Here is an 18,981-nt window from a genome sequence, read left to right on the forward strand (position 1 = left end):
CGTGTTCACCGGCATCGTCGAGGAGCTCGGCACGATCGTCCGCCGAGACGACCTGGCCGACGCGGCCCGACTCACCGTCCGAGGCCCCCTGGTGACCAGCGACGCCGGCTTCGGCGATTCCATCGCCGTCAACGGCGTGTGCCTGACCGTCGTGGAGCATCAGACCGACGAGTTCACCGTGGACGTGATGGCCGAGACGTTGCGTCGCAGTTCGCTCGCCGACCTGACTGCCGGCAACCACGTCAACCTCGAACGCGCGATGGCGGCCGGCGGCCGCTTCGGCGGCCACATCGTGCAGGGCCACGTGGACGGGGTGGGACGCATCCTGTCGGTGACCCCGTCACAGAACTGGACCGTCGTACGGATCGCGGTACCCACCCAACTCGAGCGCTACATCGTGGAGAAGGGATCGATCACCGTCGACGGCGTCTCACTGACCGTGTCGTCGATCTCCCAGCCCGCAACCTCCGAGCCCGGAACCTCGGGGCCCTGGTTCGAGATATCGCTGATCCCCACCACATTGCAGGAGACCAACCTCGGGGCGGCGGCCGTCGGCGCCCCGGTGAACCTCGAGGTCGATGTGATCGCCAAGTACGTCGAACGTCTCCATCCCGCTCTGCAGGAGGCGCACTCCCCGCCGGCGCAACCGGTGGGCGACACTGGTGGACGAGACGGATCGGCGGCGGAGTAGACATGATCAGCAGTGCAACGGTAGGTGGTGAGGGCATGACGGGTCCGGCAGATCCGGCGGTTCGTGAGAAGGTGCGTTTCGACTCGGTCGAGCGGGCCATCGCCGACGTCGCCGCCGGCAAGGCGGTGGTGGTGGTCGACGACGAGGACCGTGAGAACGAGGGTGACCTGATCTTCGCGGCCGAGAAGGCCACGCCCGAACTCGTCGCCTTCATGGTTCGCTACACCTCCGGTTACCTGTGCGTCCCGCTGGCAGGCGACGATTGCGATCGGCTCGGCCTGCCCCCGATGTACTCCATGAACCAGGACAAACACGGCACCGCCTACACAGTGACCGTGGACGCCCGGGAGGGGATCGGCACAGGCATCAGCGCCGCCGACCGTGCCACCACCATGCGGTTGCTCGCCGACCCGGCCAGCAGCGCCGTTGATTTCACGCGACCGGGCCACGTCGTGCCGTTGCGCGCCAAGGAGGGGGGCGTGCTGCGACGGCCGGGCCACACCGAGGCCGCGGTGGACCTGTCGCGGCTGGCCGGACTCGCGCCTGCCGGCGTGATCTGCGAGATCGTCAGCCAGAAGGACGAAGGGTCGATGGCGCAGACCGACGAATTGCGGGTCTTTGCCGACGATCACGATCTTGCCCTCATCTCGATCGCCGACCTGATCGCCTGGCGTCGGCGGCACGAGAAGCACGTGGTCCGCGTCGCCGAGGCCCGGATCCCCACCCGGCACGGTGATTTTCGCGCTGTCGGCTACTCCAGTATCTACGACGACGTCGAACACGTCGCGCTGGTGAAGGGCGACGTCACGGGCCCGGACGGAGCCGGCCACGACGTGCTGGTGCGGGTCCACTCCGAGTGTCTGACCGGTGATGTCTTCGGCTCCCTGCGTTGCGACTGCGGGCCACAGCTCGATGCGGCGATGGAGATGGTCGCTGCCGAGGGCCGCGGCGTGGTGCTGTACATGCGTGGTCATGAAGGCCGCGGCATCGGACTGCTACACAAATTGCAGGCCTACCAGCTTCAGGACTCCGGTGCGGACACGGTGGACGCGAACCTGCAGTTGGGGCTGCCCGCGGACTCACGCGACTACGGGCTCGGGGCGCAGATCCTGGTTGACCTCGGCGTGAGTTCGATGCGCCTGCTCACCAACAATCCGGCCAAACGCGTCGGTCTCGACGGCTACGGACTACAGATCGTCGACCGGGTACCGATGCCGGTCCGCGCGAACTCCGAGAACCTGCACTATCTGCGTACCAAGCGCGACCGGATGGGCCACGACCTGGTGGGACTGGAGGACTGGGTGGAGCGCAACGATGAGGCGGATCCGGCGTGAGCGGACACGGTGAGCCGACACTCGACCTCGCCGATGCGAGTGTTCTGCGGCTGGCAATAGTGTCCTCCCAGTGGCACGACACCATCTGCACTGCACTACTCGAGGGCGCGCTGCGGGTGGCGGAGTCCCATCACGTCGTCGACCCCACCGTGGTCCGGGTGGCCGGGGCGATCGAACTGCCGGTCATCGTGCAGGCGCTGGCACGCACCCACGACGCCGTGGTCGCGCTGGGTGTGGTGATCAAGGGGGAGACCCCCCACTTCGAGTACGTCTGTGACGCTGTCACCGCCGGGTTGACCAGGGTGTCGTTGGATGAGTCCACGCCGGTGGGCAACGGGGTGCTGACCACGCTCACCGAGGAGCAGGCATTGGCCCGAGCGGGCCTGCCGGACTCGAAAGAGGACAAGGGCGCCCAGGCCACCACAGCGGCACTCGCATCAGCGCTGACCCTGCGTGCGCTGGCTCGGGGCGAGTCGCTGGGATGAGTGCGGACACAGCCGTGGAGTGGGACCTGATCTACCGTCCCCGGCGGATGCCGCGGATCGCGATCGCGGCGGCCGCGGTGGTGCTGGCCATCCACATCGTCTTCGCCGCGCTGCTGACCATCTCCGACACCGGCGTGCACATCGGTGGCTCCGACCAGCTCGGTCTCGCGCTCATCGGGGTAGTCGAGGCCGCCGCCATCCTGCTGTTCACCCAGCCACGGCTGCGGGTGGGTCCGTCGGGTGTCGCGGTACGCAACCTGGTGGGTGAGCGCCTGTTCGGCTGGGATCGGGTGCGCGGCATGACCTATCCGGACAAGGGCTTCTCCGCACGGTTGTTGCTGCCCGACGACGAGCACGTGCCGGTTCTCGCGGTGCAGGCAGCCGACGCCGATCGCGCGGTGTCGGCGATGAATTCGTTTCGTGAGTTGGCCGAGCGCTACGGCTCGGACTCCGGCGGCGAGATGGGTCCGGTCGAGCAGTCGTAGGCACCGATTAGCCTGGACTGTGTGGCAGACCCGTCAACCTATCGCCCCGCCGCGGGCAGCATCTCGACCGAACCCGGGGTCTACAAGTTCCGTGACGCACACGGCCGGGTCATCTACGTCGGCAAGGCCAAGAATCTGCGGTCGCGCCTGACGTCGTACTTCGCGGACCTGACCGGGCTGCATCCGCGCACTCGCCAGATGGTGACCACCGCCGCGGCAGTCGAGTGGACCGTGGTCGGCACCGAGGTGGAAGCGCTGCAGCTCGAGTACAACTGGATCAAGGAATTCGATCCCCGGTTCAACGTCCGCTATCGCGACGACAAGAGTTACCCGGTGCTCGCGGTGACCCTCAACGAGGAGTACCCGCGGTTGTTCGTCTACCGTGGCCCGCGACGGCGCGGGGTGCGCTACTTCGGGCCCTACTCGCACGCCTGGGCCATCCGCGAGACCGTGGATCTGCTGACCCGCGTGTTCCCGGCCCGCACATGTTCGACCGGCGTCTTCAAACGCCACCGACAGATCGACCGGCCCTGCCTGCTCGGGTACATCGACAAGTGTGCGGCGCCGTGCGTCGGGCGCGTGACCGCCGAGCAGCACCGTGAGATCGTCGACGACTTTTGCGACTTCCTGGCCGGCCGCACCGATCAGATGATCCGCCGACTCGAGCGTGAGATGACCACCGCTGCCGACGAACTCGACTTCGAGCGGGCCGCTCGACTGCGTGATGACGTGGGCGCGATGCGGCGCGCGATGGAGAAGCAGGCAGTGGTCCTCGGTGACGGTACCGACGCCGATGTGGTCGGCATGTCCGGGGATCAACTCGAGGTGTCGGTGCAGGTCTTCCACGTTCGCGATGGCCGGGTCCGTGGCCAACGCGGATGGGTGGTCGAGCGGTCCGACGACGATTCCGCCGGTGAGGAGGTCGGGCAGTTCCTGACCCAGTTCTACGGTGCCCAGGTCGATCTCGACGCCACCGTCGAGATCGACGACGACCGTGCGCACGGCGAGTCGATCCCGCGCGAGGTGCTGGTCCCGGCGCTGCCCGACGATCACGCGGATCTCCAGCAGTGGTTGTCGGATCTGCGGGGCAGCCGGGTGGACCTGCGTGTGCCGCAACGCGGTGACAAAAAGGCGCTGTTCGACACCGTGACGCGCAACGCCGCCGAGGCACTGGCGCAGCACAAGCTCAGGCGCGCCGGCGACCTCACGACGCGGTCGGCCGCCCTGACCGAGCTACAGGAGACACTCGGCCTCGACCAGGCGCCGCTGCGAATCGAGTGCGTCGACATCTCCCATGTGCAGGGCACCGACGTCGTGGCGTCGTTGGTCGTGTTCGAGGATGGCCTCGCCCGCAAATCTGACTACCGGCACTACTCGATCCGGCACGCTGCCGGAGACGGCCGCTCCGACGACGTCGCCTCGATCGCCGAGGTGACCCGACGGCGATTCCTGCGGCATCGGCAGGATCAGGAGAGTCCGATCACCTCCGCGGTGGACCCCGATACCGGTCGCGCCCGCAAGTTCGCCTACCCACCAAACCTTTTCGTGGTCGACGGTGGTGCGCCGCAGGCGCACGCCGCCGCCACGGTGCTCGACGAGCTCGGCGTGACCGACGTCGCGGTCGTCGGACTGGCCAAACGGCTGGAAGAGGTGTGGATTCCGGGTGATGATGAACCGGTGATCCTGCCGCGGACGAGCGAGGCGTTGTTCTTGCTCCAACGCGTGCGCGACGAGGCGCACCGCTTCGCGATCACCTTCCACCGCAGCAAGCGCAGCAAACGCATGACCGAATCCGTTCTCGACGGTGTGCCGGGGCTCGGTCGTACCCGCCGCACGGCGCTCGTCACGCATTTCGGGTCGGTCGCCCGCCTGCGCGAGGCGTCTCTGGAGGAGATCTCGGGGGTCCCGGGAATCGGGTCGGCGACCGCACGAGCCGTCCGAGCCGCACTGGCCCAGGATGCGGCACCCGACCCCGCGGTGTCGGATCCCGCTGGGGCCGATCACGATGGGCCAGACCCTGCTGTGCGCGACCCTGCTGGGCCGGAGCACGCCGGCGCGGGAGCTGCAACAACTCAACGCGAATCGACGGAGCAACGAGTGGAGGAGACGACCGGTGATCGACCCACCTGACGCCGAACCGACCGCCGAGACCGGCAGAGAGGCCACGGACCTCACCGTCCTGTTCGTCGCCGGTCTGTCGGGGGCCGGCCGTTCCACCGCCGCAAACGTGCTCGAGGACGACGGGTGGTACGTCGCCGACAACGTGCCGCCGTCGTTGATCGCGACAATGGTGGAGATGGTGCGCGAGAGCGACCCGACGATCTCGCGCCTGGCGATGGTGATCCGCGCGTCCGACGACGAGATCGGCGGTCAACTCGACGATCTCCGCAAGTCGCTGGAAACGTCCGGCGCGCGCACCAAGCTGCTGTTCCTCGACGCCAGTGACCATGTCCTGGTGCGCCGCTTCGAACAGGTGCGGCGACGCCATCCGTTGCAGGGCCGCGAGACACTTGTCGACGGCATCGCCCGCGAGCGCGCCATCCTGGCGCCGATCAAGAACTCCGCCGACCTTGTCGTAGAGACATCGGCGCTGACCGCAGCCAAACTGCGCGAGGTGGTGGAGGGGGTGTACCCGCACGACACCGACAACCGCCTCAGCGTGGCCGTGCAGTCGTTCGGATTCAAGTACGGTTTGCCGATCGACTCCGACTACGTGGCCGACGTCCGGTTCCTGCCGAACCCGTATTGGATCGCCGACCTGCGGGCGCAGAACGGTTGTGATGACGAGGTCCGGGACTACGTGCTCGGTCAGGACGGTGCGGGTCGTTTTGTGGATCTCCATCTCGAGATCGTGGCGGTGGTGGCTCCCGGATACCTGCGAGAAGGCAAGCGGTACATGACGATCAGCATCGGGTGCACCGGCGGCAAACACCGCAGCGTGGCGATCTCGGAGGAGGTCGGCCGTCGGCTCGCGGCGGCGACCGACACGCACGGCACGCCTTGCTACGACGTGCGGGTGATCCATCGTGATCTGGGGCGCGAATGAGTGCCCCGCAGGAACCCGCGGCGCGCGACATGCGGATCGTGGCGCTCGGCGGGGGGCACGGTCTGTACGCGACGCTGACGGCGATGCGCTATCTGAGCCCTGATGTCACGGCAGTGGTCACCGTCGCCGACGATGGTGGATCGTCGGGACGGCTGCGCGCCGAATTGGGCGTCATCCCGCCTGGTGATCTGCGAATGGCATTGTCGGCGTTGATGTCTGCGCCGGCCGCGCTGGCCGACAGGGTAGACGGACCCACCCCGCACGGCCCATCGGCACACGAACTGTGGGCGAGTATCTTCCAGCATCGATTCGGCGGTCGGGGAGCTCTGGCGGGTCACCCGGTCGGCAACCTGCTGCTGGCAGGCCTGACCGAGGTCACCGGGGATCCGGTGGCGGCGCTCGACGAGCTCGTCGCCGTGTTCGACATCGATGGCCGCGTGCTGCCCATGTCGGCGGTGCCACTCGACATCGAGGCCGACGTCTCCGGGCTGGAGAGCGACCCGCGCATCAGCAGGTGCATCCGCGGGCAGGTCGCGGTCGCGACCACACCCGGAAAGGTCCGGCGGGTCCGTCTGCTCCCGGCAGACCCGCCGGCGTGCCCGGATGCCGTCGAGGCGATCCGCGAGGCAGATCTGGTGGTGCTGGGCCCGGGGTCCTGGTTCTCCAGCGTGATCCCGCACGTGCTGGTACCCGAGCAGCTCCGGGCGCTGCGGGAGACCCGCGCGCGGCGGATGCTGTTCGTCAACCTGGCACCCGAACCCGGTGAGACGACCGGATTCTCGGTGGAACGCCACCTCCATGTGCTGCACGCCCACGCCGACGTGTTCCAGGTCGACGACATCGTGGTCGACGCCGCCTCGGTACCCGCCGGGCGTGAGCGGGATCACCTGATCCGGGCGGCTGAGTTGTTCGGCGCACGCCTGCACGTAGGTGACCTCGCAATACCTGGTCGGCACGTGCACGACCCGGAGAAAGTCGCCACTCTGGTGAAGCAACTGTGCGAAGGTGAATTGAGTCGATACGCTGTCCGAGCGCAAGAATCGTGAGTGAGTCGTGTGCACCGGCGACGGCGTTCGGAGCCGACGCAGTGATCACCGGGGATGGGTTCAATGCTCCTGGCGTGCCACGGCGCGACCCGGACAGAAGAACCGTGACAGGAGGGCAGGGACCGGTGGCGATGACCGCGGCGGTGAAGGATGAGCTTTCACGTCTGACCGTGACCCAGGTGAGTTGCCGCAAGGCCGAGGTGTCGGCGCTGTTGCGATTCGCCGGCGGACTGCACATCGTGGCGGGGCGGGTGGTGGTCGAGGCGGAGGTGGACCTCGGCAACGTCGCGCGACGGCTGCGGCGGGAGATCTTCGACCTGTACGGCTACAACTCCGACGTCCACGTGTTGCGTAGCGGCGGTCTTCGAAAAGGTGCCCGCTACATCGTGCGGGTCACCAAGGACGGTGAGGGTCTGGCGCGCCAGACCGGACTGCTCGACCTGCGTGGCCGACCGGTCCGGGGCCTCCCGGCTCAGGTCGTCGGCGGCAGCGTCGCCGACGCCGAGGCCGCGTGGCGCGGTGCCTTCCTGGCCCACGGTTCGTTGACCGAGCCGGGTCGCTCCTCAGCACTCGAAGTCAGCTGCCCCGGCCCCGAAGCGGCCCTCGCGTTGGTCGGCGCGGCCCGCCGGCTCGGTGTGTCCGCGAAGGCACGTGAGGTGCGCGGAGCCGACCGGGTGGTCATCCGGGACGGGGAGGCCATCGGTGCGTTGTTGACCCGCATGGGTGCCAACGACACCCGGCTGGTGTGGGAGGAGCGGCGCATGCGTCGCGAGGTCCGCGCAACCGCCAACCGCCTCGCCAACTTCGACGATGCCAACCTGCGTCGTTCGGCTCGGGCCGCCGTCGCGGCGGCCGCCCGGGTCGAGCGGGCCCTCGACATCCTGGGCGATGAGGTGCCCGATCACTTGGTGGCCGCCGGCCAGTTGCGCATCACCCATCGGCAGGCCTCCCTGGAGGAACTCGGTCAGCTCGCCGATCCGCCGATGACCAAGGATGCCGTCGCCGGGCGCATTCGACGATTGCTGTCGATGGCGGACAAGAAGGCCCGCACCGACGGCATACCGGACACCGAATCGGCCGTGACCTCGGACCTGCTCGACGACGCCTGAGCGCAGTCGAACCCGCGTGTCGGGCGATTCGTACCCATCGCATGCTGTTCGGTGAGCCTCCTACTAGGCTGAGGTGGGCCATGGGTGATGTTCACCATCGTGAATGTCGCCCCCGTTTGCGGCCGCAGGCCTTGATGATGAATACCGCTAAGGAGCACAACAGTGACTGTTCGGGTAGGCGTTAACGGATTCGGCCGGATCGGCCGCAACTTCTTCCGCGCCGTGGAAGCACAGAAGGCTTTGGGTACCACCGACATCGAGATCGTCGCGGTCAACGACCTGACCGACAACGCGACACTCGCTCATCTGCTCAAGTTCGACTCCATCCTCGGCCGCCTCCCAGAGGACGTCAGCCTCGAGGGTGAGGACACCATCGTCGTCGGCGACAAGAAGATCAAGGCGATGGCGATCAAGGAGGGCCCGTCGGCACTCCCGTGGGGTGATCTCGGCGTCGATGTCGTGGTCGAGTCGACCGGCATCTTCACCGACGGCACCAAGGCCAAGGGGCATCTCGACGCCGGCGCCAAGAAGGTCATCATCTCCGCGCCCGCCAAGAACGAGGACATCACCATCGTGATGGGCGTCAATGACGACAAGTACGACGGCAGCCAGAACATCATCTCCAATGCCTCGTGCACCACCAACTGCCTCGGCCCGTTCGCCAAGGTGCTCAACGACGAGTTCGGCATCGTCTCCGGCCTGATGACCACCGTGCACGCCTACACCCAGGACCAGAACCTGCAGGACGGCCCGCACAAGGATTTGCGCCGCGCCCGCGCCGCCGCGCTGAACGTGGTCCCGACCTCCACCGGTGCGGCCAAGGCCATCGGCCTGGTGCTGCCCGAACTGCTCGGCAAGCTCGACGGTTACGCCCTGCGCGTGCCGATCCCGACCGGCTCGGTCACCGACCTCACCGCGATCCTGGAGAAGTCCGCGACCGCCGACGAGATCAACGCTGCGATGAAGGCTGCTGCCGAGGGACCGCTCAAGGGCATCCTGAAGTACTACGACGCGCCGATCGTCTCCAGCGACATCGTCACCGATCCGCACTCGTCGCTCTACGACGCCGGCCTCACCAAGGTCATCGGCAACCAGGTCAAGGCTGTCTCCTGGTACGACAACGAGTGGGGCTACTCCAACCGCCTGGTTGACCTGACCGGTCTCGTCAGCAAGTCGCTGTAATCGCCCTCGAGTCACTAGGAGCAACGCCACCATGGGCGTACCCACACTGAAAGACCTTCTGGAAGAAGGCGTTTCGGGTCGGGGAGTGCTGGTCCGGTCGGATTTCAACGTTCCGCTCGACGGAACCACGATCACCGACCCGGGCCGCATCCTGGCCTCCCTGCCGACCTTGTCGGCGCTGGTCGATGCCGGTGCAAAGGTCATCATCACCGCGCATCTCGGTCGTCCGAAGGGCGAACCGGATCCGAAGTTCTCGCTGGCCCCGGTGGCCGAGCGACTCGGCGCCGAACTCGGCCGCAACGTGCAGTTGGCCGGCGACGTGGTCGGAACCGATGCGCTCGCCCGGGCCGAAGGCCTCACCGACGGCGATGTCCTGCTGCTGGAGAACGTGCGTTTCGATCCGCGCGAGACCTCCAAGGACGAGACCGAACGGGAAGCGCTGGCCAAGGCGCTCGTCGAGTTGGTCGGCGACGACGGTGCCTTCGTCTCCGATGGCTTCGGTGTGGTGCATCGCAAGCAGGCGTCGGTGTACGACGTCGCGAAGCTCCTGCCGCACTACGCCGGCAAACTCGTGGCGGCCGAGGTAGACGTGTTGTCGAAGCTGACCCACGAGGTGGCGCGGCCGTATGCGGTCGTCCTGGGCGGGTCGAAGGTGTCGGACAAGCTCGGCGTCATCGAAGCGCTGGCCCCGAAGGTCGACACCCTGGTCATCGGTGGCGGCATGGCGTTCACCTTCCTTGCCGCGCAGGGACACTCGGTGGGCAACTCGCTGCTGCAGGAAGATCAGATCGACACCTGCAAGGGCCTGCTCGAGCAGTTCGGTGACGTGATCCGGCTGCCGGTCGACGTGGTGGTGGCCGACAAGTTCGCCGCCGACGCCGAGGCGAAGACGGTCTCCGTAACGGAGATCCCAGAGGGGTGGATGGGTCTGGACATCGGGCCCGAATCGGTCAAACGTTTCACCGCGGTGCTCTCCGGAGCCGAGACGGTGTTCTGGAACGGGCCTTCGGGCGTGTTCGAGTTCGAGAAGTTCGCATCGGGTACCCGCGGGGTCGCCGAAGCGATCGCGGCGACCACCAAGGGCGGCGCGTTCACGGTCGTCGGCGGCGGCGACTCGGCGGCCGCCGTGCGCACCCTGGGTCTGCCCGACAGCGATTTCTCGCACATCTCGACCGGTGGCGGGGCATCCCTGGAGTATCTCGAGGGCAAGGAGCTGCCCGGACTGAAAGTGCTGGAGAGCTGATGGCGCGTACACCGCTCATTGCGGGCAACTGGAAGATGAACCTGAATCATCTGGAGGCCATCGCGCTCGTCCAGAAGATCGCGTTCGCCTTGCCCGCGAAGTACTTCGACAAGGTCGATGTGACGGTCATCCCGCCGTTCACCGACATCCGGAGCGTCCAGACCGTCGTGGACGGCGACAAGTTGCTGCTCACCTATGGTGCGCAGGATCTGTCGGCACACGATTCGGGGGCGTTTACCGGTGAGATCAGCGGTGCCTTCCTGGCCAAGCTGGGGTGCACCTATGTCGTCGTCGGACACTCCGAGCGTCGCACCATGCATGCCGAGACCGACGAGGTCGTCCTGGCCAAGACCAAGGCGGCGCTCAAGCACGGCCTGACGCCGATCGTGTGCATCGGTGAGGGTCTCGACATCCGGGAGGCGGGCGAACACGTCGCATACAACGTCACCCAACTCAAGGGGTCGTTGGCGGGTTTGTCGGCCGAGGAGGTCGGCAAGGTGGTCATCGCGTACGAGCCGGTGTGGGCCATCGGCACGGGGCGAGTGGCCAGCGCGCAGGACGCCCAGGAGGTGTGTTCGGCCGTGCGGGGTGCACTCGCCGAAATCTCGGACGATGCGACCGCAGATTCGGTTCGGGTGCTGTACGGCGGCTCGGTGAACGCGAAGAACGTCGGCGACATCGTCGGCCAGACCGATGTCGACGGAGCCCTCGTCGGCGGTGCGTCGCTGAAATCCGACGAGTTCGCGACATTGTCGGCCATCGCGGCCGGCGGGCCACTGCCGTGACGGCTCCTGCTCGCAAGCTCCGGGCCTCCTGAGGGCGGCAGGGGTTTGGTTCCGCTGACCCCCGTCACCCCATTCTCTGAGCACCGGCGACGAGCGCGTAGACTGTGGCAGGTTGTGCGGAGTTCGACGCTCCGCGCGACCTGCCACAGTTGCTTTGCACCGACCGAACAGGACTGACTACACGTGAAGCTCGCACTCGACATCGGATTGGTCATCACCAGCGTGTTGATGGTGGTGCTGGTGTTGCTGCACCGCGGTAAGGGCGGTGGCTTGTCGTCGCTGTTCGGTGGCGGTGTGCAGTCGAGTCTGTCCGGTTCGAGCGTCGTCGAGCGCAACCTGGATCGGCTGACCGTCTTCGTCGGCATCATCTGGTTCATCTTCATCATCGGCATCGGAGTCGACATCAAACTTTCCTGACGATCAGACGTCGAAACATTCGGCGACCCTGCCTTTCCGCATCAGTGCGGAGGTATGGGTCGCCGTTTTCGCGCTGACCGCGCCCGCCACGGTGCCCGATACCGGCCGCCGGGCCGACGCGCCCCGACGCGCCCCGAGATGACGCACCGTGTGAATACCGGGATACTGACCTCATGAGCGAATCGATCTCGTCTGAGTCCACTCGGTCCGCCGGAGCGCCTGCGTGGCGTCCCACGATGACAATCGCCGACCACATCATCATCGACGACGAGGGCCGCGCTCTCACCGAGCCACTGCGTGAGGACATCCGCCTGCTCGGCGGCCTGCTGGGTGACATGGTTCGCGAACACTCGGGCGACGAGGTCTTCGATCTGGTCGAGAACGCGCGGATCGCCGCATTCCGCATCCGTCGCGCGGAGATCGATCGCGACACCCTCGCCGACATGTTCGCCGATGTCGACCTGTCGGTTGCCATGCCCGTGATCCGTGCGTTCTGCAACTTCGCCCTGCTGGCCAATCTCGCCGAGGACATCCACCGCGAACGGCGGCGCGCCATCCATGTGCGAGCGGGCGATCCGCCCCAGGACAGCACCCTGGCGGCAACCTACGCAAAGCTGGCCGAAGCCGGGCTGACCGATGCTCAGGTGGGCAAGGCGCTGGCGGACGCGACGGTGGTGCCGGTCATCACCGCTCATCCGACCGAGACGCGCCGCCGCACCGTGTTCGAAGCTCAGAACCGCATCACCGAACTCATGCGTTTCCGCAGCCGGACCGAACTGACGCCGGCCGAAGAGGCCGAGGTGCTCGAAGGCCTCCGCCGGCAGATCCTGACCCTGTGGCAGACGGCGCTGATCCGTCTCGAGCGACTCAACATCAAGGACGAGATCCGCTCCGGCCTGCGGTATTACGACGCCTCCTTCTTCGAGGTGGTACCCAAGATCAACACAGGTGTCCGTGCGGCGCTGCGCAGCGCGTACCCCGACGCCGGGCTCGACGACGATCCGATGCTGCGGATGGGTTCCTGGATCGGTGGCGACCGCGACGGCAATCCCTTCGTCACCGGGGAGATCGTGGAGATGGCCACCACCCTCGCGGCGCGTACGGCCATCGGTCACCACTTGTCGGAACTGCGCCTGTTGGCCGAAGAACTGAGCATGTCGACGCGCCTCATGTCGCCCGACGACCGGATTTATGAACTCGGGGGAGTCGACCGGGCCGATCCCGCTGCCGACGAGCCGTTCCGACTCGCCTTGGGCAAGATCCGATCTCGTCTCGTGGCCACCGCGGTCCACATGTTCGGTGAGGAGGTCATGAAGGCATCGGATCTCTTCGAGCTCGACGGGGCCGAGCCGTATTCCGACGCAGACGAGCTGCTCGCCGAGCTGGACATCGTGGACGCCGCGCTGCGATCCACCCACGACGACATCATCGCCGACGACCGCCTGCTCATGCTGCGAGAAGCGGTCCGTACCTTCGGTTTCAACCTATCCGGCCTGGACATGCGGCAGAACTCCGACATGCACGAAGAGGTCGTTGCCGAGTTGCTCGCATGGGCCGGCGTGCACCCGGACTATGCCTCACTCGACGAGGCGCAACGGGTGGAGATCCTGACACGCGAGCTCACCGCACGACGTCCGCTCACCCGACTGGACGCGGAGCTCAGCGAGCTCGCGACCAAGGAACTCGACATCGTGCGGGCAGCCGCCAAGGCCGTCAATATGTTCGGCCCCGAGTCGGTGCCGAACTACGTCATCAGCATGTGTACGTCGGTGAGCGACATGCTCGAGCCGATGATCCTGCTGAAGGAAGCCGGATTGATCGATCTGGATCCGGAGACCGGAAAGCTGTCGTCGTCGGTGCGTATCGTGCCGCTGTTCGAGACGATCGAGGATCTGCAGCAAGGGGCCGAGACACTGCTGGCGGCACTCGACATCCCCCTCTATCGCGACCTCGTCGAAGGTCAGGCCGGTATGCAGGAGGTGATGCTCGGCTACTCCGACTCGAACAAGGACGGCGGGTACATGGCCGCGAACTGGGCGTTGTACCGCGGCGAACTCGACCTGGTGGAGGCGGCCGAGAAGGCCGGAATCCGACTGCGACTGTTCCACGGACGTGGTGGCACCGTCGGGCGCGGTGGTGGCCCGAGTTACGACGCCATCCTCGCGCAACCGCCGGGAGCCGTGCAGGGTTCTCTGCGAATCACCGAGCAGGGCGAGATCATCGCGGCCAAGTACGCCGAACCCGTCCTGGCCGAACGAAATCTGGAGACCCTGCTGGCAGCGACCATAGAGTCGTCGCTGCTCGATGTGGAAGGACTCGGTGACGAATCCGAGGACGTCTACAGCAACATGGACGAGATCGCGGCCCTCGCACGTTCCGCCTACAGCAAGTTGGTTCACGAGACGCCCGGCTTCGTGGAGTACTTCACCACGTCGACACCGTTGTCGGAGATCGGCGCGCTGAACATCGGCAGCCGGCCGGCGTCGCGTAAGCAGACCGAAAAGATCTCCGATCTGCGGGCCATCCCGTGGGTGCTGTCCTGGACGCAATCGCGGGTGATGCTGCCCGGGTGGTACGGCACCGGTTCTGCCTTCGAACAATGGGTGGGCGACGACGAGAAGCGCCTGGAAACCTTGCGCCGCTACTACGAGACCTGGCCGTTTTTCCGCACCGTCATGTCCAATATGGCGCAGGTGCTCGCGAAGTCCGATATGGGACTGGCGCACCGCTACGCCCAGCTCGTCGAGGACGAGGACCTACGCGACACGGTGTTCGGAATGATCGTCGACGAACACGAACGCACCATCGCGATGTGCGCGAAGATCACCGGTACCGAGGACCTGCTGTCGGACAACTCGGCGCTGAAACGCTCGGTCTACAACCGGTTCCCGTATCTGGAGCCGCTCAACTTGTTGCAGATCGAGCTGCTGCGCCGGTTCCGTGCCGGTGACGACGAGCCACGGATACGCCGCGGGATCCAGCTGACGATGAACGGCCTCGCCACCGCCCTACGCAACTCGGGCTAGTCCCCGGCCCGTCGACTGGGCACTGATTCTTGGTGACTGGGCGCCCCGACCGGCGCAGGCGGCGGTTCCCTCGCGCGGAATGCGGGAGTCGGTTGTCTGTGTTGCACCCGGCATGAAGGCTTTGTGGGTGAGTGCACATCCCGATCGCGGGTCCCTCAACTGCCATCTCCATCAATTCGGTGTGCGGGCTCTGCACGCCGAGGGGTGGCAGGTGACCGAATCCGATCTCTACGCGATGGACTGGGACCCGGTTCTGCGCGAGGAGGGCGGGGCCGACGTCGAAACCGAACAGCGCAAACTGGCCGATGCCGACCTCGTCGTGCTGCAGTTCCCGCTCTGGTGGTACGGCATGCCGGCGATCATGAAGGGATGGATCGACCGGGTCTTCGAGCGCGGTTTCGCCTACGACGTGATGGATCCGGCCACGGGGAGAGCCCGAAAGTACGGCGACGGCGGGTTGGTCGGACGACGTGCGCTGACGATCGTCACCGCCGGCGACCGTCCCGGTAGCCTCGGCCCGCGCGGGATCAGCGGCGACATCGAGGACGTGCTGTGGCCTACGCTGCACGGAACCCTCTGGTACACCGGGATGTCCGCACTCCGTCCGCATCTCATCACCCAGGCGCGCGACGTGAATGCGTCCACCATCGAAGGGGTCGAACGCGAGCTGGCCGACAGACTTCGCAGTGTTGCCGACGAGGAACCGATCGGATTCCTACCCCTCGACGAGGAGTTCTACGATCACTCGATTCGATTGTGCGAGGGTGTCTCACCTGGGCTCACCGGCAACGCCGCTCATCGCTTCGTGACGTGACCGGGGCCTGACGACGTGTACCCGCCGGCCGCCCAGTTGGTCCATGCGAAGAGCATGGCCCGACGACGACCGCCTCAGAGGCGCGACGCGGCGGGACGATCCAGGAACCAGACCGTCTCGTCGGTTCCGTGCGCACCGGCGCAGGGCCAGTCGGCTGCGTGCGCGCCGGTGTGGGCTGCCGCGACCGCCTCGGCCTTGTCCTCGCCGGCAACCAGAAACCACACCGCCTTGCTGCGGTTGACCACGGGGAGCGTCAGGGTGATGCGTCGGGGTGGCGGCTTGGGCGAGTCTTCCACGGCGACAACGGTCTTCTCGGTCTCGGCGGTGGCCGCGGTGTGCGGGAACAGCGAGTTGATGTGACCCTCACCGCCCATCCCGAGCAGGTGCAGATCGAAATGCGGCACACGGCCGGCACTGGTCCGCGTCAACACCGATGCATACGAGGCGGCGGCGGCCTCGATGTCATCGCCGAACTCGCCATCCGACGGTGCCATGGCGTGCACTCGCGCCGGGTCGACCGGAACATGATCGAGCAACGCCTCGCGCGCCTGTCCGTAGTTGCGCTCCGGGTCGTCGGCGGGCACGAATCGGTCGTCGCCCCAGAACAACTCGATCCGTGACCAGTCGACGTCACCGCTGTCGGCCGCCAACGCACGCAGGATCGCTATCCCGTTGCTGCCGCCGGTCAACACGACCGAGGCCACACCGTGGTCGGCCTGGGCCTTGGTGACCAGATCCACGAATCGACTGGACGCGGTCGCGACCAGGTCGCTCTTGTCGTCGAACACCAGGGTTTCCGGAATCATCAGGCGACCGCCTGTCCTTCGAACTCCACGTCCACCACACCCTGCAGTGCCAGTGCGTAGACGTCGTCGGTGTCGAGGCGACGTAGTTCCTCGGCCAGCAGAAGAGGCAGTTCGCGGCGGGTCATCGCGACGCGCCCGTCGGGTTTGCCCGGCATGCTCAGCACAGCGTTGTTGTTCATGTCGAGCGAGAGGACGGTCGGGCCGTCTTCGCGCATCAGACGGACCTCGAAGCTTCCCACGCTCCGCCGGGTCGGCACCGACAGCGCCGACCGTAGCCAGCCCGCGAGCAGGTCGATGCCGGGGGAGTCGGCGGGGCCTGCCACCACGACCTCGGTGAGCGGCGTGTGCGGCGGTCGATCCGCTGCCGAGGCCAGCAGGGCCCGCCAATGCGTGATCTGCGTCCAGGCGAGATCGGTGTCACCCGGCGAGTACGTGGCCAACCGCCGGGCAAGCACCGTCTTGGGATTGGCACACCGGTTGGCGTCGAGGATGCGACGGCGCCCGAGTGAACCCATCGGATCGGATGCCGGCGCAGTGGGCGCCTCGCCGGGCCACCACACGACAACCGGTGTGTCGGGCAACAGGAACGGGGTGACCACCGAGCGCGGGTGATCGGCGAGTTCACCCTGTAGCGAGAGCAGCACCACTTCCGACGCCCCGGCGTCGCCACCCACCCGAATCTCGGCATCGAGCCGGGAGTCGGCAGAGCGATCGCCGCGGGTCACCACGATCACTCGGCTCGGATGCTCACTGCTGGCACCGATCGCGGCCTCGATGGCACCTTCGGTGGGTTCGCCGTGTTCGGCACACACGACCAGCGTGAGCACGCGACCGAGACTGATGGCGCCGCCGGCCTCCCGGACTTCGACGATTTTCTTCGCGACATCGGTGGTGGAGGTGTTGGGCAACTCGACGATCATCGTCAGCCATTCTGTCGTTGGTTTACCGGCGGATGCACGGGCGTCGCGGTCATGGTCGGCGCCAGGTTCGGCCGACGCGCGACATCATCTCGTCGGCGGACGCCGGGCCCCAGGTCCCCGACTCGTAGGTGTCGGGCGTGCCGGACTCGGCCCAGTGTTCTATGACCGGGTCGAGTATTTTCCAGGAGAGTTCGACTTCTTCGTTGACCGGGAAGAGCGACGGCTCACCGAGCAACACGTCCAAGATCAGTCGCTCGTAGGCCTCCGGCGACGCCTCGGTGAACGCGGTGCCGTAGCTGAAGTCCATGTTGACGTCGCGGACCTCCATGCTCGACGCCGGCACCTTGGACCCGAACCGAAGGGTGATCCCTTCGTCCGGCTGTACTCGGATGACCAGCGCGTTCTGGCTGAGTTCCTCGGTCATGGTCTTGTCGAACGGCAGATGGGGAGCCCGTTTGAACACGAGTGCGATCTCGGTGACGCGGCGTCCGAGGCGTTTGCCGGTGCGCAGGTAGAACGGGACACCGGCCCAGCGTCGGGAGTCCACCTCGAGGGCGATCGCGGCGAAGGTCTCGGTGGTCGAGTCCTTCGCGAAGCCCTCCTCATCGAGCAGTCCCGGCACCTTCTGGCTGCCCTGCCAGCCACCGCCGTACTGCCCTCGCGCGGTGTTTTCGTCGAGCGGTTCGATGTTGCGGGTCGCCGCGAGCACCTTGATCTTCTCGTCCTGCAGCTGTTTGGGTTCGAAGGAGATCGGTTCCTCCATGGCGACCAGCGCCATCAGTTGCAGCAGATGATTCTGGATCACATCACGTGCTGCGCCGATACCGTCGTAGTAGCCGGCCCGGCCGCCGAGTCCGATGTCCTCGGCCATGGTGATCTGCACGTGATCGACGTAATGCGAACTCCACAGCGGATCGAACATCTGGTTGGCGAAGCGCAACGCCAAGATGTTCTGCACCGTCTCCTTGCCGAGATAGTGGTCGATCCGGAAGACCGACGACTCGGGGAACACCCCGTTGACGATCGCGTTGAGTTCCTTGGCCGATTCCAGGTTGTGCCCGAACGGCTTCTCGATCACGACGCGGCGCCAGTGGTCGCCGTCTTCCTTGGCCAGACCGCTGCGGTCCAGCTGCTCGCAGACGGTGGGGAACGCCTTGGGCGGGATCGACAGATAGAAGGCGTGGTTGCCGTCGGTGCCGCGTTCCTTGTCGAGCCCCTCCAGGGTTTCCTTGAGCCGGTCGAACGCGCTGTCGTCGTCGAAGGCGCCCTGGACGAACCGGAAGCCTTCGGCGAGTCGCTCCCACACCTCCTCGCGGAACCCCGTGCGTGCGTGGTCGCGCACCGCATCGTGGACGACCTTGGCGAAGTCCTCGTCGTCCCAGTCGCGACGAGCGAAACCGACGAGCGCGAACGACGGCGGTAGCAGACCGCGATTGGCCAGGTCGTAGACCGCCGGCATCAACTTCTTGCGGGCGAGGTCGCCCGTCACGCCAAAGATGATCAGGCTGCACGGGCCCGCGATCCGTGGCAGCCGCTTGTCCCGGGGATCGCGGAGCGGGTTGTTCCAGGTGGTACCGCCGCCGGGCACTCGG

17 protein-coding genes are annotated in these 18,981 nt (G+C 66.6%); 14 read left to right on the top strand and 3 right to left on the bottom strand.

Annotated elements, in window-relative coordinates; all coding sequences use genetic code 11:
• Nucleotide 1 precedes the first annotated feature (1 nt).
• From ACIGKQ_RS15185 to ACIGKQ_RS15250, 14 genes are all read left to right on the top strand, one after another.
• Complete coding sequence (locus ACIGKQ_RS15185) at nt 2–691, top strand: riboflavin synthase (RefSeq protein WP_235722065.1); 690 nt, start codon at nt 2–4, stop codon at nt 689–691.
• A gap of 35 nt (nt 692–726) precedes the next feature.
• Entirely contained in the window at nt 727–2,025 is a 1,299-nt protein-coding gene (locus tag ACIGKQ_RS15190) for a bifunctional 3,4-dihydroxy-2-butanone-4-phosphate synthase/GTP cyclohydrolase II (protein ID WP_235722364.1), read from the top strand.
• Nucleotides 2,022–2,510 carry a 6,7-dimethyl-8-ribityllumazine synthase gene (gene ribH, locus ACIGKQ_RS15195; protein ID WP_235722064.1) on the top strand — a complete coding sequence of 163 codons (489 nt, stop codon included), beginning with the start codon at nt 2,022–2,024 and terminating at the stop codon, nt 2,508–2,510. The genes ACIGKQ_RS15190 and ribH overlap by 4 nt, the downstream gene beginning before the upstream one ends.
• Entirely contained in the window at nt 2,507–2,995 is a 489-nt protein-coding gene (locus tag ACIGKQ_RS15200) for a PH domain-containing protein (RefSeq protein WP_235722063.1), read from the top strand. The genes ribH and ACIGKQ_RS15200 overlap by 4 nt, the downstream gene beginning before the upstream one ends.
• A gap of 21 nt (nt 2,996–3,016) precedes the next feature.
• Nucleotides 3,017–5,125 (top strand): excinuclease ABC subunit UvrC, encoded by a 2,109-nt coding sequence (gene uvrC / locus ACIGKQ_RS15205; protein ID WP_396574325.1) that lies wholly within the window; start codon nt 3,017–3,019, stop codon nt 5,123–5,125.
• Nucleotides 5,109–6,041, top strand: a complete 933-nt coding sequence (gene rapZ / locus ACIGKQ_RS15210; protein ID WP_235722061.1) for an RNase adapter RapZ — start codon at nt 5,109–5,111, stop codon at nt 6,039–6,041. Before uvrC ends, rapZ begins: the two co-directional genes overlap by 17 nt.
• Nucleotides 6,038–7,087 (top strand): uridine diphosphate-N-acetylglucosamine-binding protein YvcK, encoded by a 1,050-nt coding sequence (gene yvcK / locus ACIGKQ_RS15215; RefSeq protein WP_272492736.1) that lies wholly within the window; start codon nt 6,038–6,040, stop codon nt 7,085–7,087. Before rapZ ends, yvcK begins: the two co-directional genes overlap by 4 nt.
• Nucleotides 7,088–7,218: 131 nt before the next feature.
• Nucleotides 7,219–8,196 (top strand): DNA-binding protein WhiA, encoded by a 978-nt coding sequence (gene whiA, locus ACIGKQ_RS15220; protein ID WP_235722362.1) that lies wholly within the window; start codon nt 7,219–7,221, stop codon nt 8,194–8,196.
• 162 nt (nt 8,197–8,358) lie between these two features.
• Entirely contained in the window at nt 8,359–9,378 is a 1,020-nt protein-coding gene (gene gap, locus ACIGKQ_RS15225; protein ID WP_235722060.1) for a type I glyceraldehyde-3-phosphate dehydrogenase, read from the top strand.
• Nucleotides 9,379–9,409: 31 nt separating this feature from the next.
• Complete coding sequence (locus tag ACIGKQ_RS15230) at nt 9,410–10,621, top strand: phosphoglycerate kinase (protein ID WP_235722059.1); 1,212 nt, start codon at nt 9,410–9,412, stop codon at nt 10,619–10,621.
• A complete protein-coding gene (gene tpiA, locus ACIGKQ_RS15235) occupies nt 10,618–11,406 on the top strand; it encodes a triose-phosphate isomerase (protein WP_235722361.1) in 789 nt (262 codons plus the stop codon). Before ACIGKQ_RS15230 ends, tpiA begins: the two co-directional genes overlap by 4 nt.
• A 183-nt stretch (nt 11,407–11,589) precedes the next feature.
• Nucleotides 11,590–11,823 (top strand): preprotein translocase subunit SecG, encoded by a 234-nt coding sequence (gene secG, locus ACIGKQ_RS15240; RefSeq protein WP_235722058.1) that lies wholly within the window; start codon nt 11,590–11,592, stop codon nt 11,821–11,823.
• Between the two features lie 173 nt (nt 11,824–11,996).
• On the top strand, nt 11,997–14,849 hold the full coding sequence (gene ppc / locus ACIGKQ_RS15245; RefSeq protein WP_396574328.1) for a phosphoenolpyruvate carboxylase: 2,853 nt from the start codon (nt 11,997–11,999) through the stop codon (nt 14,847–14,849).
• A 112-nt stretch (nt 14,850–14,961) separates the two neighbouring features.
• On the top strand, nt 14,962–15,663 hold the full coding sequence (locus ACIGKQ_RS15250; RefSeq protein ID WP_266062196.1) for an NAD(P)H-dependent oxidoreductase: 702 nt from the start codon (nt 14,962–14,964) through the stop codon (nt 15,661–15,663).
• 74 nt (nt 15,664–15,737) lie between these two features.
• Here the strand turns inward: ACIGKQ_RS15250 and pgl are convergent, their stop codons facing one another.
• From pgl to zwf, 3 genes are read right to left on the bottom strand one after another with little or no spacing between them, the layout of a single operon-like run.
• On the bottom strand, nt 15,738–16,469 hold the full coding sequence (gene pgl / locus ACIGKQ_RS15255) for a 6-phosphogluconolactonase (protein WP_266062199.1): 732 nt from the start codon (nt 16,467–16,469) through the stop codon (nt 15,738–15,740).
• Nucleotides 16,469–17,389 (bottom strand): glucose-6-phosphate dehydrogenase assembly protein OpcA, encoded by a 921-nt coding sequence (locus tag ACIGKQ_RS15260; protein WP_266062200.1) that lies wholly within the window; start codon nt 17,387–17,389, stop codon nt 16,469–16,471. The genes pgl and ACIGKQ_RS15260 overlap by 1 nt, the downstream gene beginning before the upstream one ends.
• 49 nt (nt 17,390–17,438) lie before the next feature.
• Nucleotides 17,439–18,977 carry a glucose-6-phosphate dehydrogenase gene (zwf, locus tag ACIGKQ_RS15265; RefSeq protein ID WP_266062202.1) on the bottom strand — a complete coding sequence of 513 codons (1,539 nt, stop codon included), beginning with the start codon at nt 18,975–18,977 and terminating at the stop codon, nt 17,439–17,441.
• Between the last annotated feature and the right edge of the window lie 4 nt (nt 18,978–18,981).

It is taken from the genome of Gordonia sp. NPDC062954 (assembly GCF_044543825.1).
Lineage (GTDB): Bacteria > Actinomycetota > Actinomycetes > Mycobacteriales > Mycobacteriaceae > Gordonia > Gordonia tangerina.